Source organism: Nocardia sp. NPDC005998 (assembly GCF_040614395.1).
Lineage (GTDB): Bacteria > Actinomycetota > Actinomycetes > Mycobacteriales > Mycobacteriaceae > Nocardia.
Genome location: NZ_JBEXUI010000001.1, coordinates 668,954 through 683,496, shown reverse-complemented (window position 1 = coordinate 683,496; position 14,543 = coordinate 668,954). Strand labels below are relative to the sequence as shown.

Below are 14,543 nucleotides of genomic sequence, written 5' to 3'. Positions count from 1 at the left end.
ATTTTCGGAGCACGGGCAACCACGGAGCATTCGGCGGCCCGCAGAGCTTGAAGTGACCGCCGAATCCAATGGCGGTTGTCAGAGCATAGAGCAACCGGTTCGGCACATGGCCGGAATCGGATCACTGGACAGTTGCCAGTGTTCAGTGGTCGTCATAGCATCAGTCGAACCATATCCGCGGTGCGCGCCAACCCCGGAAATGCGTCCGGGGTGGATCGCGGATGCAACGCATGCACTGCAAGCCGAAACATGACCGCGCGCAACAACATCTGCGGCCATTCGGGGAGATCGGACCAGCGCTCGAGCAGACCGTCGTCGGCACCACCCCAGGCGAGTGCGTCGATGACGATGACACCGGCGGCCCATGGCGCCGGTCGCCAGTACGGCGTGATGTCGGTAAGACCGGGAGTGAATACTCCGGCGAACAGAACGGTGCCGAACAGATCCCCGTGGACCAGTTGGGCAGGTGTTCGGACCGGTTTGCGCAGCGTCGCCAATTGGCCGATGAGTTCCAAACTGCGCTGACCGTCCGGCGAGGTCGCAGACGGCGTCCCGCCCGCGTGCAGACCGCGCAGCGGTACCGCCTCCCAGGCGGCGCGGTCGGCGGCTACGAATACATCCACATCCACCCAGGGCGCGGTCGGCGGCTGGACCAGGAAGCGCGGACGTTCGAGTTGGGCGGTGGCCTGATGCAGTCGCAGCGATACCGAGACGACTTCGTCGTGCCGCGGCTCCGGCACACCCTCCAGATATGTGTCTGCGCGCCAACCGGATACGACATAGCGGCCGTCGGTGGCGCGCACGGGGCGGGCCAGGCGTAGACCGTCTACCTTCAGGGTTTCGCGAGTCTTCGCCGACCATGCCGCCCTGGCATGGTCGGCGACCGGGCTCAGCACCACATCACCGAGGCGCCAGCCGCCGTCCCAGTCTCCCAGGGAAACCGGGGTCACTTCGCGCAGACCGAACGTGGCGCGCACGTGCTCGGGGGGTTCCACAGAAGTCACGGCCGTACGGTACCGCTGGGGGTCAATGCGGACAGAGGCGCCGCGCCGAGCAGGCCGGCGCGGTCGGACTCAGTACACCGGCAGTGACTTGTCGACCTGGTTGGCCCAGGCGACGATGCCGCCCTGCACGTGCGTGGCGTCGGAAAAGCCCGCGCTCTTGAGCACCGCGAGCACCTCGGCCGAGCGGATACCCGTCTTGCAGTGCAGGACGATCGGCCGGTTCTGTGGCAGATCCGCGAGCGCCTCACCGGAGAGGAACCGATCCTTCGGGATCAGTTTGGCGCCATCGATATGCACGATGTCCCATTCGACGGGTTCGCGGACGTCGATGAGCTCGATTTCCTTGCCCGCGTCGATGAGCTCCTTGAGTTCGCGCGCGGTGATCGTCGAACCCGCGGCCGCGGCCTGGCCCTCCTCGGAGACCACACCGCAGAACGCCTCGTAGTCGATCAGTTCGGTGATCGGCTGACGCTCCGGATCGCGGCGCAGCTTGATGGTCCGGTAGTTCATATCCAGTGCGTCGTAGACCATCAGACGGCCGAGCAGCGGCTCACCGATGCCGGTGATCAGCTTGATCGCCTCGGTCACCATGATCGAACCGATGGAGGCGCACAGCACGCCGAGTACGCCACCCTCGGCGCAGGAGGGCACCATGCCGGGCGGCGGGGCCTCCGGGTAGAGATCGCGGTAGTTGATGCCGCGGCCGTCGGGTGCGTCCTCCCAGAAGACCGAGACCTGGCCCTCGAAGCGGTAGATGGAGCCCCAGACGTAGGGCTTGCCCGCCAGCACCGCGGCATCGTTGACCAGGTAGCGGGTGGCGAAGTTATCGGTGCCGTCGACGATCAGGTCGTATTCGGCGAACAGTTCGACGGCGTTCTCCGGCTCCAGGCGGATCTTATGCAGCCGGACGTCGATGCCGGAGTTGATCTCCAGGATGGAATCGCGCGCGCTATCGGCCTTCGGGCGGCCGATATCGGATTCGCCGTGGATGATCTGGCGCTGCAGATTGGAGGCGTCGACCTCGTCGAATTCGACAATGCCCAGCGTGCCGACACCGGCGGCCGCAAGGTAGAGCAGTGCGGGGGAGCCGAGGCCGCCAGCACCGATCACCAGCACCTTGGCGTTCTTCAGACGTTTCTGCCCGTCGACGCCCAGATCCGGAATGATCAAATGACGGCTATAGCGCGCGATCTCGTCCTTGGTCAGCTCCGCGGCCGGTTCGACCAGCGGTGGCAGGGACTTCGGTGATGACACGTCCTGGACTCCTCGAATCAATTGGCCGATCGCACTGTGGTGGCTCAGCGCCTACTAATCAACACCGACAACCGGACCGTTCTTCCCGCCTATCGTCTCGTATCGACAACCGAGCCCGGCAACCGCCCCGCTCGCGGCGGCCACCACGCCGAGAGTCTTACGAGAGACCAGTTCGCGGCCCGTCCCAGGTCCGCGCGAAGGCACGGCCATCGACTCAGTCACCGCAAAGGCTCGGCCATCGGCACAGTCACCGCAAAGGCTCGGCCATCGGCACAGTCACGCGAAGGTGCGCCACCAGCACCATTACACGAAAGCACGGCCACCAGCACCATCACACGAAAGCACGGCCACCAGCACCATCACACGAAAGCACGGCCACCAGCACCATCACACGAAGACACGGCCACCAGCACCGTCACACGAAAGCACGGCCACCAGCACCATCACGCAAAGGCACGACCACCAGCACCATCACACGAAGACACGGCCATCGGCTCAGTCACGCAAGGCACGACCATCGGCACAATCACACGAAGCACGGCCGCCAGCACCATCACACGAAAGCACGGCGAACAGACTCACCCGCGGGGATATGGCCAGGGGTTGAACCGACAGCGTTTGCCGTCCATCGGGACCACGCCGTCGGGGTCGAGCGCGGCGATGTCGTTGTTCTTGGTGCCGAAGGTCTGCTGCATCATCACCGGCGCCAGCCCGCCGTCGGTCTCACACGGCTGATGCTGGTGATAGCCGATGGCGTGGCCGACCTCGTGGTTGACCTGGTACTGCCGGTAGGAGCCGATATCGCCCTCGAAGGCCAGCGCACCGCGCACCCAGCGCACCTCCGACAGCACCACCCGGCGCAGGTCGGCATTGAAACAGGAGGAGTCGATCGGAATATCGAAACCGCATGCCTTGCGCGAGGATTCGCGGGAGGCCAGCGAAATGCGGAAGTCCGGTTCGCCGTGATCGATGCGCCGGAAGGCGAATTTGCTGTCGTGCGCCCAGCTCTTCGGATTGTTCAGTGTGCTGTCGACCAGCTTGGCAACGGATTCGTCCCCGCCGAATCCGGAAGTGTCGATGCCGTCCTCGATTTCGACCGTGTACTTGAACTGGGATCCCGATCCGGTGCCCACCTGCACGGTGCTACCCGGCACCACATGCCATGTGCCCGCACCGATTTCGGTGAACGGTCCACCGTCGGGCAGCGCACCGGTCGGCAGGTTGGCCGGGAAGTGGCCGTCGCCGGGCGGTGCGCCGATGATGCCGGCGGAGGCCGTGTGCGGACTGAGCTGCCCGAATCCCGGTGCGCCGCCTGCGATCTTCGCGGGATCGGTGCCGCCGCGCACCGCGTCCACGATCACCAGCACGGTGACCACGAACAGCACGGGCAGGGCGTAGGCACGCCAACCGTAGGTGCGGATGAAGCGACCGAGTGCGCTCTGTTTCTTGGCATCGCGCTCCGGTCTCGGTGGGCGCGAGCGATTCTCGTCGGCGGCGGTGGGATCCCAGCGCGCTCGCAGCGGCTGATAGGAGCGATCGATGGGCGGTTCGTACAGGCCGAGCGGATCGTAGATCTCGACATCGCTCTTATCCCGCTGCGCCGCCCCGAGTCTGGACGACCGGTCGTTGGAGACCTCGACGCGAGCTCGGGCAGCAGCACCATTTCTAGCGGCTGCCCCCGTACGCACCTCGGGGTCCGGCCTTTCCACAGGGCCCGAGACTACGGAACCGAACGCGGTGTAGCCAGCGGGGCGGTGCTCATCTCGCCCGCCGCCGGAGGATCTTTCCGCGCGGTCGGTCACACTGACCAGCGTCTCACAGGGGGCAATACCGCTGAACCGGGCCGGATACGGGCCGGAACGGATGCGACATATCTCACCGAGTGGGCTTGATCTCCGGCCCCGAGCCGCATGTGAGCTACGACCGGGTATCGTTCATTGGATACCCGGTGTACAACCCCATATAACCGGGGCATCGACTGGGAGAGCCGAAATGACTGACCTCGTGGACCGGATGACGTCGCGCAGAACGTCGTCCGACGCCATGGCGCCGACCAAGCGCGGTACCCGGCTTCCGCGCGACGAGCGTCGTCAACAGCTACTCCTGGCGGCCAGTGAGGTCTTCGTGCAACGCGGTTACCACGCCGCTGGCATGGACGAGATCTCGCAGTGCGCCGGAGTCAGCAAGCCGGTGCTGTATCAGCACTTCGCCAGCAAGCTCGAGCTCTACCTGGCGGTGCTACAGAACTACGTCGACATGCTGGTGTCGAGTGTGCGCCAGGCGCTGCGCTCGACCACCGACAACCGTCAGCGCGTCCGTGCCGCCGTGCAGGCCTACTTCGACTTCGTCGACAATGAAATGCAGGGCTTCCGACTGGTTTTCGAATCCGATCTGATCAGCGAGCCGCAGGTGCAGCGCCGGGTCGAGCAGGCCACCGAGGCCTGTGTGGACGCGGTCTTCGATCTGGTCGCCCACGATTCCGGCCTGGATCCCTACCGGGCCCGGATCCTCGCGGTCGGGCTGGTCGGCACCAGCCAGTTCACCGCGCGGTACTGGCTGGAGGCGGACCGACCGATCCCGAAGGAAGAGGCGGTCGACACCACTGTCGCGCTGGCCTGGGGCGGTCTGTCGCACGTGCCGCTGCACCCGATCAACTGAGCCGAGCCGACACCGCGGACGAAAACGACAACAGCCCCTGCACTCGCGTGAGTGCAGGGGCTGTTGGCTGTCGTGCCGCGGTTCGGCTCAGACGGCAGCGAAGCCGACCCGCCCGCCGGTGGCGGCGCCGATCTCGACGTAGGCGACCTTCGAGGCCTGGATCAGGAACTTACGGCCCTTCTCGTCGGTGAGCGCGACGACGCCGCCCTCGCCGCTCAGCGCACCGGACACCAGCGCCTCGACCTCGTCCGGGGTCTGCCCGCTATTGATCACGAGCTCGCGCGGGCTATCCGAAATACCGATCTTGACCTCCACGGCCAACCTCCGAACCTAGAGTCCTGTGTGCTGTCGAAATCAAGGCTAATGCTCCCCCGCCTCCCCGGGTATTCAGCGCCCCACTAGCAGCCGCGAAATCCACGTCGGCGGCCGACGCCTCGGGCAACAATTCAGCTCTGGGCGTTCCCGACGAGTTACCCATGTACCTGCGAAATCAGTGGTCACGTCCGGAATCGACAGCCCGCTCCGCCGAGCGCGCGGGCTGACGTTCGCCTGTCGCGAACGCCGTACCCACTCGGCGGAAATGCCACTACTTGGGCTCGATGAGCTGGATTTCCAACTCGATCTTGACCGTATCGCTGAGCATGCCGGGCAGCGGGCCGCCGACGCCGAAGTCGGTGCGCTTGATGGCGCCGGTCGCGGAGAAACCCGCATGCCGGTCCCCGGTTCCGGCGAATACCTGCACACCGCCCCACTCCACGTCGAGGGTGACCGGCTTGGTGATCCCGCCGAGGGTGGCCTCGCCCTCGACCACGAACGATTCGGCGACCTGCACCGGCTCGACCGCGCGGAAGGTCAGGGTGGGGCGGTTGGCGACATCGAGGAAATCGGCGGTCCGGACGTGGTTGTCGCGGTCGGCATTGCCGGTGTCGAAGGAGTCGAGGTAGATGGTGGCGCCGAGGGTGGCAAAGCCCTTGTCGTCGACGACGAACTCGGTCTCGAACTTGCTGAAACGGCCGCGGACCTTGGAAATGCCGAGGTGGCGGATGGTGAATTGGACCTGGGAGTGCATGGCGTCCAGGGTCCAGGAACCCGGGGCGAGCGCGGTGGCGGTGGTGGATTCGGTAGAAGATGTCATGCGATAAACCATGACCGGACCGTGGTCCGTTAACCAGACCGCCGTTATCCTGGACCCCGCAGGGCGCGGCTAACCATCCCAGGACAGGGCACGATGAAACGCATGGCACCGAACCCCTTCGCGGAGTACCTCGTGGCGCGGCGCGCCCAGTTACGGCCTTCGGATGTGGGTCTCCCGGAGGGCCGCCGCCGCCGGACCCCGGGCCTGCGCCGCGAAGAGGTCGCGGTGCGCGCCGGAGTCAGCGCCGACTATCTGGCCCGGCTGGAGCAGGGCCGCGATACCAACCCCTCGGGCGCGGTCATCGATGCGCTCGCGCAGGCGCTGCTGATCGACGGTAAGGATCGCCATCACTTCGGCTGGCTCGCCGTCACTTCGAGTAACGAATCCCGCTGCCCCACGACCGAATCCGCTGCCGAACATCCGACATCCGCGATGGAGACCATCCTGCGTGCACTGCAGCCGACTCCGGCCTTTGTGCTCGGGCGACGGCTCAATGTGCTCGGCTGGAATCCGGCGTGGGAGGCCATCGCGAAACCCCTTGGGCTGCTCGACGATCCGGAAACCTCGAATCTGGCCTGGTTCACCTTCACCCATCCGCGCGCCAAGCAGGTACTGCGCAACTGGGACGAGGTGGCCGACAGCTTCTCGGCCGCACTGCGCCGGGCAACCGTGCTTTGGCCGGGCGAGGACCGGCTACTCGACCTGATCGCCACCCTGCGCGAATATCCGGAATTCGAAAGCCGTTGGCAGCCACAACATGTCGACGAACTGATCTCCGGCACGCTGCGCTTCGACCATCCCGAGCACGGCCATATCGATATCCCGTTCGAAACGCTCAACGGCGACCGCGATCAGAGCATCGTCGTCTGCCTCACCGATCAGGCGCAGGCGCAATCCCCCGGCCTGCGACTGGTCCGTGCCGTGAACGACTGATCAGATGCCCAGCACGGCCATGCGCTCGGCATGGCTGGCCTGCATGCGCTCGAACAGCGCGGCAATGCCGTTGAGATCACCGGTCGCGCTGAGCACCAGCTCGGTGAGCTCATCGCGCTGGGCCATCACGTACTGCGCCTGGGTGATCGCCTCACCGAGCAGCCGTCGGCCCCACAGGGTCAGCCGGTCGCGCTCGGAGCGGCTCGTCGCGACCGCGCGGCGCACCTCCTCGACCACGAATTCGGAGTGGCTGGTCTCGGCGAGCACATCCCGGACCACGGCGGCGACCTCGGGAGAAAGGGCACCGGCGATCTCGGTGTAGAAGTCGGCGGCGATACCGTCGCCGACGTAGAACTTCACCATCGACTCGAGCCAGGTCGAGGGATCGGTGGAGTCGTGGTAAGCGTCCAGGGCACGCACGAACGGCGCCATCGCGTCGAAGATGTCGACGCCACGTTCGGCCAGTGCGGACTCCAGGGTTTCGAAGTGCCGCATCTCGGCGGCGGCCATCTTCGCGACGGCCACCTTGCCACGCAGCGTCGGCGATAGCTTGGCCTCCTCGGCCAGCCGATAGAACGCGGAGATCTCACCGTAGGCGAGCACCGCGAACAGGTCGACCACGCCGAGATCATCGGCCGCGAAGGACGAGCCGGACAATGAAACCCCCTGCGCGGCAGCTTGCCGTGCTCCTAGCGCTGCGGATGACTGTGCTCCCATATCGAGACAGCCTAGCCCCGGCCCGTTACGTGTCAGCGTCATCCCGGTACATGTCGGAGTCGTGGCGGCGAACGCCCGGAACCGGCGGTGGCTCAGGACAGCTCGGCCAGGAACTTGTCGAGATAGGTCCAAGTGGTATCGCGCGCGGTTTCGCCGGTGAGAATGCCGAGATGACTGCCGGGGGCGGTCTCGTAGCGGACGAACCGCGCACCGGTGAGGGTGCGCTGCCCGGCCGCGACGGCGGCGGCCGGGGTGATGACATCGGTGGGTCCGCCCACGAGCAGCACCGGCGCGGTCACCTCGGCCAATTCGATGCGGCGGTCGCCGAGCCACACGACGCCGCGGCCGATGTCGTTGTTGAGGATCAGGCGGCCCCACAGCTGGCCGTAGAAACGGCCGGGATAGCCGGGCATCTGCGCCATGAAGCGGTCGATGGACTCCATCTTGGCCAGGGTTTCGGTGCGGGCGATATTGCTCGCGACGAACCACGGTCGGGTGAGTTCGCGGTCCCATGCGGTGACCCGGTAGGCGATTCTGGTCAGCGCGGCCGGAATGCCGCCCGCCGCGCGCACCGCGGTCGAGGTCGCGATGCCGCCGGTCAATTTGGCGACCGCGCGCACCTGCGGAATGCCGGTCATCTTGTCGTAGTCCAGCGGCGAGCCGACCGCGGTGATGGAGCGGATCGGCAGTTCGGCGTGCGCCGCCGCGGTCAGCAGCGCCAGAGTGCCACCGATGGACCAGCCGACCAGATCGACGGGTTTACCCTCGCGATCGGCAGAGGTGCGCAGAATCGCCTCCGGCAGGATGTCGTCGATCCAGGTTTCGAAGCCCATCCGCCGGTCGGCGAAGGTGATCTCGCCATAGTCGACGACATAGGGCGTGCGGCCGGTCTCGAGCAGGAATCTGGCCACGCTCTGATCGGGGCGCAGATCGAAGCAACTGGCGGGCGCGGCCAGCGGCGGCACCAGCAGCACCGCCGAATCCGTTGTGGCAGTGGCGGATTCACCCGCCTCGAAGCGGCGAAGCTGCCGATGCGGTTCATCGCACAGCACCGTCGACGGGGCGGGATCCGGTGTTTCGACGCCTTGGCCGAAGGTCAGCGCCCAGGCATTGCGCGCAGCGATGGTGACGGTGTCGGTGAGACTCACATCCAAGAATCTCTCACATCTCGGTACCGGCGGTAACAGGCAAGTTCGTTTTGTGAGCACCACCGCATATTCCGCCGTACGCCACGCCGATTCAGCTCTGCACCATGCCGATCGGGTTGATCGGCGGCACCAGGCTTTCCTGGACGCGCTGCACCAGTGGCGCGAGCGTATCGGTCAACTCGGCGATCGCGTCCTGCGACAGCGCCGACAACGCGCCGTTCCAGGCGGCCTCGTCGGTAGTGGCCTCCACCTGATCGAGCAATTCGGCGCCAGCGCCGGTCAGCGCCGGGCCGGTCGGCTCACCTTCGATCAACCCGCGCGCCCGCAACTCGTCGGCGATATCGGACCATTCCTGCTCCGACCAGCCGCGCGCGGGCCGCATCACCGATTCGGGCGCCTTACCCGCCGCCACCTGTAGTACCAGCGCCTGCGATCCGGTCAGCCCGTGGCTGATCAGCACCGCCACATGTCCGTCACCGCGGTGCTCGCGCAGTGTGGTGGTGAGCTGCCACAGCGCGGCCACCGGATCGGCGGACAGGGGCAATTCCGCATTCGCCGCGTAGAGCGCCCGGCCGGTCGCATCGGCCGCGCGCGCTACCGGTTCGAGCAGATCCACCGCGCGGGCGCATTCGGCGTCACCGGCTCCGGCCCCGCGCAACAGACCGGTCGAATAGTCGAGCCGGGCCGCCAGACATTCCCCCGGCGTCGTCCTGACCCACGCGTCGGGCACCGCCTTGCCGACCATATCGGGATGGAATCCGGCGAAGGTCGCCGATACCGTGCCCGCGCTCACCGCGCCGAGCGGAGCGGCCCGGAACGCGAAGTAGGTCTGCCAGAATCCGCGCAACCCGAGCGCCACTCCGGCCTCCTTGACACCCGCACCGAAATACACCACATCATGTAGCGGTTCGATCGTGGTCCAGATTCGGCGCGCCAAGTGAATTACCATGTGGCGCAGCGTACGTCGAAGAGCGATACGAGGAAACCGGACTTTTGCCCCGGAAATGCGGACCTTTTCCAGCGACCCGTATGCGGCCGCTAACGTGGCTGCAATTCGAGCCGTGCACAATATCACGCTACAATCTCTGCGGACAACGGAAATTTCGTCCCATCGAGGCGCCGATCACCTGGGCGCCAGAGTTCCGGCGGCGAGGTTTTCGACGTTCAGGAATATGTGCGCGCACCAGATCCGCATCACCCTTGCGCCGCGCCGATGTCTCCCGAGGTAGCCGACACGACGACGAGCTCCCGCCGACATCAAGGGCAGTGGCCGAGGTGAGTATCACAGGCGGATACGTGGTCGTCGCGGACCGACCGGTCCGCCCCACGCCTCGTGCGCGCGTGACGCGATAACGAGGAAGGCACGAACCTGAGCAAGATCACTGTCGAACAAGAACCAGGTCTGGCAGATACGCTGCTGACCGCCGAACTGGACGAATCCCACACCGCCCCGACATTCACCGAATTGGGGGTTCGCGATGAAATCGTGCGAGCACTCGGTGAGATCGGAATCGAACGAACTTTCGCAATTCAGGAACTGACCCTGCCGTTGGCACTCGCCGGTGAAGATCTCATCGGTCAGGCCCGCACCGGTATGGGAAAGACCTTCGGATTCGGGGTGCCGCTGCTGCACCGGATCACCACCGCCGACTCCGGGACGACCCCGCTGGACGGCACCCCGCGGGCACTGGTCATCGTGCCGACGCGTGAGCTCTGCATTCAGGTCACCGAGGATCTGGAGAACGCGAGCAAGCACCTGAAGAACCACCAGGGTCAACTGCGCGTGCTCTCGATCTACGGCGGCCGCCCTTACGAATCCCAGATCGCCGCACTGCGCGCGGGCGTCGACGTCGTGGTCGGAACTCCCGGCCGACTCATGGATCTGGCCGATCAGGGCCACCTGATTCTCGGCAAGATCGGCGTACTCGTCCTGGACGAGGCCGATGAAATGCTGGATCTGGGCTTCCTACCCGATATCGAGCGCATTCTCGGCATGGTTCCGGCGCAGCGCCAGACCATGCTGTTCTCGGCCACCATGCCGGGCCCGATCATCACCCTGGCCCGCACCTTCCTTACCCGGCCGACCCATATCCGCGCCGAGGAGCCACACGACTCCGCCGTGCACGACCGCACCGCGCAGTTCGTCTACCGGGCGCACGCACTGGACAAGAGCGAGCTGATCGCCAAGGTGCTGCAGGCCGAGAGCCGCGGCGCGACCATGGTCTTCACCCGGACCAAGCGCACCGCACAGAAGGTCGCCGATGAACTCGCCGAGCGCGGCTTCGCCGTCGGCGCCGTACACGGTGACCTCGGGCAGATCGCCAGGGAGAAGGCGCTCGCCAAATTCCGCAAGGGCACCATCGACGTGCTGGTCGCGACCGATGTCGCCGCGCGCGGCATCGATATCGACGACGTCACCCACGTCATCAACTACCAGTGCCCGGAGGATGAGAAGACCTACGTGCACCGGATCGGGCGCACCGGCCGGGCCGGACGCACCGGTGTCGCGGTGACGCTGATCGACTGGGATGAGCTGAACCGCTGGGCCGCCATCGACACCGCTCTCGGCCTCGGCATCCCGGACCCGGTCGAGACGTATTCACGCTCCCCGCACCTGTTCTCGGACCTGGGCATTCCCGAAGGTGTCACCGGCACGATCCGCAAGGCCAGGCCGGTGCGCGATGAGGACGCCGAAGTGGTCGAGCGCCCCGCCCGCACGCCGCGCAAGCGCAATCGCAGACGCACTCGTGGCGGCCAGCCGATCGACGGCGCGGTCAACGGCACCGACGGCGATGCGCTCGACGACGCCGAAACCGATACCGCCGCAGCGGCATCCGACACCGCGCCGAACGGTGACGCCGACGACACGGCGGATAAGCCCGCCCGTCGCCGCCGCCGTCGCCGCAGGTCCGCCGGAGACACCGAGCCCGGCACCGAGTCGAATGGCAACGGCGACAACGAAAACGGCGCACCCGCCGCGGCGGACACCAGCTCCGACGAGGCCGACACCACCGATCAGCCCGCGCGCCGTCGCCGCCGCCGTCGCAAGCCCGCGGACGAAGTGGCCGCGGATACCGCCCCCGCGACGGTTACCGCATCGGCATAGTTGATACCCGGGCGCGTCCGTCATGGACGGGCGCGCCTGTGGGGGGGCAATCCGGACGAGAGCCGCTCACATCGGTCGGCCGACACGTTGTAGTCTCGCAAACGTGCTCGCACCCGAGCGGCGAACGCGCGCCGACATCATCTCCGCAGTCGCGATCGCCGTGGTCGTGGTGATCGCGGCAGTCGTGGTGTGGGCGCGCAGTGACGCCAGGGGTACCGAGTCGGTGACGGCCGAACATCCGCTTTCCACTCCGGCGGCCGCGGATCAGGTGCCGACCAGTCTGCACGAGCTCTGGCATGCCGCCGACCCCGCGGCGAATCGCGCGCTGGTGGCCGCTGGCACGGTGGTCACCGGCGCGGACGGCACGGTCACCGGTCACGATCCACGCACCGGCGCCGACCTGTGGCACTATCGCCGCGACCTATCCCTGTGCGGCGTCGAATCGCAATTCGGCACGGTGATCGCGGTGTACAAGGATCAGCGCGGCTGCAGCCAGGCCATCCTGCTGGCCGGTGAGGACGGTTCACGGCGAACCGCGCGCAGCAGCTATATGGATCCGGCGGTGCAGCTATCCGTAGACGGCACCTATGTGCTGGCCCAGGGACCGCGGCGGCTGGAAATGTGGCGCTCGGATCTGGTGCGCACCATCGAATACGGCTATGTCGATGCACCGGTCAATGTGAAAACCCAGCCGCGCAAGGGCTGCAAACTGCTCTCGTCGAGTTCGAGCTCCACCCGGCTCGCCGTACTCGAGCGCTGCCCAGAAGACCCCACCGACCGCCTGACCGTCCTCAATCCGGCACCGAAGGACAATACGGTGCCCGAAGAGTACGGCTCGCACATACTCAACGGAACCGGCGCGGACTCCCCCGACGCGCGCGTAATCGCGGTGTCCGACAACCGAATCGTGGTGTACCTACCCGGTGCGGCGGCGACCGCCGGCGCCGAGGCGACCGCGCCGCGACTCGAGGTCTTCGACAGCACCGGGAATGCGCTGGTGGTGCACCAACTCTCCGCACCGCTGAGCGATAAGACGACCACCACCCGGATCAGCTCACTGTTCCTGGTATTCACCGGCAATAGCCTGATCGCCTTGAACGCCAGCACATTCGATCCGATCTGGGCCGCCCCCGGCGCACTCGGCAGCCCGGTCTTCATGGCGGGCCGACTGCTCATGCCGGTGGACGGCGCGATCGCTGTCCTCGACCCCACCTCGGGCACCGAGGTCACCCGGATTCCGGTGGCCCGCCCCGGCTACGACGGCTCCCCCATCTCGCTCGCCGTACTCGGCACGACCGTACTGGAGAAACGCGGAGCCGAGATGTACGCACTGGGCTCGTGATGACTGATTTAGTAAGAACATGGGTAGCTCGTCGGGCACGGCCAAGAATCCGCCCCCACTTGCCGCCGGCCCGGAAGATGACGATCGAGGCACCGACGACCGGCAAAAGATTCGGGGAGGCGGGCTAGCTATGTCCGCACTCGACGACGCCCGGCTGGTCCTGCTCCGGCACGGCGAAACCACCTGGTCGAAGCAGCGGCGCCACACCGGCCGCACCGATCTGCCGCTCACCGAACGCGGTGCGGCGCAGGCCCGCGCCGCGGGCGGACTGCTGAGCGAGCTGAAGCTGCGCGACCCGCTGGTGCTCACCAGTCCACGCGAGCGTGCCGTGCACACCGCGGCGCTCGCCGGACTCACCGATGCCGTCGTCGATGACGATCTGGCCGAATGGGATTACGGCGACTACGAGGGCCGGACCAGCGTCGAGATCCGCGAGCACGATCCAGGATGGACCATCTGGACCGGAACTGTGCCGGGCGGCGAGACCGCCGCGCAGGTCAGCGCCCGCGCCGACCGCGTGCTCGCATCGGTCGAACCCACGCTGCCGGACCGGGATATCGTGCTGGTCGGGCACGGTCATTTCTCCCGGGCACTGATCGCCCGCTGGGCCGAACTCGATATCCGGGAGGGGCGGCGCTTTGCCATGTCCACCGCCGCGATCACCGTCCTCGGGTACGAACACGAGGATCGAACCATCCTGGCGCACAACCTAGTTCCCGCCAACAATGGAGCCGCACTATGACTCACCCCGGCCAGATCCGCCATGCCGTCCCCGCCGATATACCCGCGCTCGTCGGCCTGGTCGAAGACCTCGCCGAATACGAGAAGGCCCGCGACGAGTGCACACTCACCACCGAACAGCTGCACACCGCCCTGTTCGGACCGTCGCCCGCGGTCTTCGCCCACGTCGCCGCGGATGAGACGGGTGTGGTCGGCTGTGCGATCTGGTTCCTGAACTACTCCACCTGGACCGGCGTGCACGGCATCTACCTGGAGGACCTGTACGTCAAGCCGGAGACCCGCGGCAAGGGGTACGGCAAGGCGCTGCTCGCCGCGCTCGCCGAGGAGGCCGCTGCCAATGGCTACAGCCGGGTCGACTGGTCGGTGCTGACCTGGAACGCACCCTCCATCGAGTTCTACAAATCCATCGGCGCCAACCCCCAGGACGAATGGGTCGGCTACCGCCTCACCGGCGCGGCCATCGACAAGCTCGCGGCCGAAGCCTGGTGACCGAATCCGTTCGGTA

14 protein-coding genes are annotated in these 14,543 nt (G+C 66.6%); 6 read left to right on the top strand and 8 right to left on the bottom strand.

Annotation, left to right across the window (positions count from 1 at the left end; genetic code table 11):
* Positions 1-152: 152 nt before the first annotated feature.
* The 3 genes from ABZ293_RS03220 to ABZ293_RS03210 all read right to left on the bottom strand — a co-directional run bounded on the left by ABZ293_RS03220 (position 153) and on the right by ABZ293_RS03210 (position 3,832).
* A complete protein-coding gene (locus tag ABZ293_RS03220) occupies positions 153-1,004 on the bottom strand; it encodes a TIGR02569 family protein (RefSeq protein ID WP_355177034.1) in 852 nt (283 codons plus the stop codon).
* A gap of 69 nt (positions 1,005-1,073) precedes the next feature.
* On the bottom strand, positions 1,074-2,258 hold the full coding sequence (gene moeZ, locus ABZ293_RS03215) for an adenylyltransferase/sulfurtransferase MoeZ (protein WP_355177033.1): 1,185 nt from the start codon (positions 2,256-2,258) through the stop codon (positions 1,074-1,076).
* A 578-nt stretch (positions 2,259-2,836) separates the two neighbouring features.
* Positions 2,837-3,832 (bottom strand): DUF3152 domain-containing protein, encoded by a 996-nt coding sequence (locus ABZ293_RS03210; protein ID WP_355177153.1) that lies wholly within the window; start codon positions 3,830-3,832, stop codon positions 2,837-2,839.
* A gap of 418 nt (positions 3,833-4,250) precedes the next feature.
* Between ABZ293_RS03210 and ABZ293_RS03205 the strand changes: the two genes are divergently transcribed.
* On the top strand, positions 4,251-4,916 hold the full coding sequence (locus ABZ293_RS03205) for a TetR/AcrR family transcriptional regulator (protein ID WP_355177032.1): 666 nt from the start codon (positions 4,251-4,253) through the stop codon (positions 4,914-4,916).
* A gap of 87 nt (positions 4,917-5,003) precedes the next feature.
* Here the strand turns inward: ABZ293_RS03205 and ABZ293_RS03200 are convergent, their stop codons facing one another.
* Positions 5,004-5,231, bottom strand: a complete 228-nt coding sequence (locus ABZ293_RS03200; protein ID WP_062984284.1) for a DUF3107 domain-containing protein — start codon at positions 5,229-5,231, stop codon at positions 5,004-5,006.
* A 271-nt stretch (positions 5,232-5,502) separates the two neighbouring features.
* Complete coding sequence (locus ABZ293_RS03195) at positions 5,503-6,051, bottom strand: YceI family protein (RefSeq protein WP_355177031.1); 549 nt, start codon at positions 6,049-6,051, stop codon at positions 5,503-5,505.
* A gap of 102 nt (positions 6,052-6,153) precedes the next feature.
* Here ABZ293_RS03195 and ABZ293_RS03190 point away from each other — a divergent pair, with 102 nt between their 5' ends.
* Positions 6,154-6,984, top strand: a complete 831-nt coding sequence (locus ABZ293_RS03190) for a helix-turn-helix transcriptional regulator (RefSeq protein WP_355177030.1) — start codon at positions 6,154-6,156, stop codon at positions 6,982-6,984.
* On the opposite strand, the gene ABZ293_RS03185 is transcribed toward ABZ293_RS03190, so the two are convergent.
* The 3 genes from ABZ293_RS03185 to ABZ293_RS03175 form a co-directional block, all read right to left on the bottom strand.
* Positions 6,985-7,701 carry a ferritin-like fold-containing protein gene (locus tag ABZ293_RS03185; protein WP_355177029.1) on the bottom strand — a complete coding sequence of 239 codons (717 nt, stop codon included), beginning with the start codon at positions 7,699-7,701 and terminating at the stop codon, positions 6,985-6,987.
* A 92-nt stretch (positions 7,702-7,793) separates the two neighbouring features.
* Positions 7,794-8,849, bottom strand: a complete 1,056-nt coding sequence (locus ABZ293_RS03180) for an alpha/beta fold hydrolase (protein WP_355177028.1) — start codon at positions 8,847-8,849, stop codon at positions 7,794-7,796.
* A gap of 91 nt (positions 8,850-8,940) precedes the next feature.
* Positions 8,941-9,798, bottom strand: coding sequence for a hypothetical protein (locus tag ABZ293_RS03175; RefSeq protein WP_355177027.1), 858 nt, complete (start codon positions 9,796-9,798; stop codon positions 8,941-8,943).
* A 453-nt stretch (positions 9,799-10,251) separates the two neighbouring features.
* Here ABZ293_RS03175 and ABZ293_RS03170 point away from each other — a divergent pair, with 453 nt between their 5' ends.
* From ABZ293_RS03170 to ABZ293_RS03155, 4 genes are all read left to right on the top strand, one after another.
* Positions 10,252-11,955, top strand: a complete 1,704-nt coding sequence (locus ABZ293_RS03170; RefSeq protein WP_355177152.1) for a DEAD/DEAH box helicase — start codon at positions 10,252-10,254, stop codon at positions 11,953-11,955.
* A gap of 103 nt (positions 11,956-12,058) precedes the next feature.
* Positions 12,059-13,297: a hypothetical protein gene (locus tag ABZ293_RS03165; RefSeq protein WP_355177026.1), complete on the top strand. Its 1,239-nt coding sequence runs from the start codon at positions 12,059-12,061 to the stop codon at positions 13,295-13,297.
* Positions 13,298-13,427: 130 nt separating this feature from the next.
* Positions 13,428-14,039, top strand: a complete 612-nt coding sequence (locus ABZ293_RS03160; RefSeq protein WP_355177025.1) for an acid phosphatase — start codon at positions 13,428-13,430, stop codon at positions 14,037-14,039.
* Complete coding sequence (locus ABZ293_RS03155) at positions 14,036-14,527, top strand: GNAT family N-acetyltransferase (RefSeq protein WP_355177024.1); 492 nt, start codon at positions 14,036-14,038, stop codon at positions 14,525-14,527. The genes ABZ293_RS03160 and ABZ293_RS03155 overlap by 4 nt, the downstream gene beginning before the upstream one ends.
* Positions 14,528-14,543: the final 16 nt, after the last annotated feature.

Coding starts and splice junctions, on each gene's coding strand:
- ABZ293_RS03205 (WP_355177032.1), top strand. CDS start 4,251: ATGACTGACCTCGTGGACCGGATGACGTCGCGCAGAACGTCGTCCGAC.
- ABZ293_RS03195 (WP_355177031.1), bottom strand. CDS start 6,051: ATGACATCTTCTACCGAATCCACCACCGCCACCGCGCTCGCCCCGGGT.
- ABZ293_RS03190 (WP_355177030.1), top strand. CDS start 6,154: ATGGCACCGAACCCCTTCGCGGAGTACCTCGTGGCGCGGCGCGCCCAG.
- ABZ293_RS03185 (WP_355177029.1), bottom strand. CDS start 7,701: ATGGGAGCACAGTCATCCGCAGCGCTAGGAGCACGGCAAGCTGCCGCG.
- ABZ293_RS03175 (WP_355177027.1), bottom strand. CDS start 9,798: ATGGTAATTCACTTGGCGCGCCGAATCTGGACCACGATCGAACCGCTA.
- ABZ293_RS03160 (WP_355177025.1), top strand. CDS start 13,428: ATGTCCGCACTCGACGACGCCCGGCTGGTCCTGCTCCGGCACGGCGAA.
- ABZ293_RS03155 (WP_355177024.1), top strand. CDS start 14,036: ATGACTCACCCCGGCCAGATCCGCCATGCCGTCCCCGCCGATATACCC.